A 413-nucleotide genomic window follows, 5' to 3' on the forward strand; every position below is an offset into this window, starting at 1 on the left:
CAGCCCGGAATGGACTCGAGCTTGTCGAGCGTGCCGCCGGTGTGCCCGAGACCGCGGCCGGACAGCTGCGGCACCGCGACACCGCACGCCGCCACGAGCGGGGCCAGCGGCAGGGTGATCTTGTCGCCCACGCCTCCGGTGGAGTGCTTGTCGGCCGTGGGCCGCGAGAGCGAGGAGAAGTCCATGCGCTCGCCCGAGGCGATCATCGCGGCCGTCCAGCGGGCGATCTCCGCGCGGCTCATCCCGTTGAGGAAGATCGCCATCGCGAGCGCCGACATCTGCTCGTCGGCCACCACCCCGCGCGTGTAGGCGTCGACGACCCAGTCGATCTGCTCGTCGGTGAGCGTCTTGCGGTCGCGCTTGGCCGCGATGACGTCGGTGGCGGCGAACGGCTCGATGCTCATGAGCGGGAC

The 413-nt window shown here is 71.2% G+C and carries 1 pseudogene; it reads right to left on the bottom strand.

The features are described from left to right. Positions 1-404: pseudogene (locus D9V41_RS16545) on the bottom strand (thymidine phosphorylase); the annotation flags it as partial. Between the last annotated feature and the right edge of the window lie 9 nt (positions 405-413).

This window comes from Aeromicrobium phragmitis, assembly GCF_003674095.1.
Lineage (GTDB): Bacteria > Actinomycetota > Actinomycetes > Propionibacteriales > Nocardioidaceae > Aeromicrobium > Aeromicrobium phragmitis.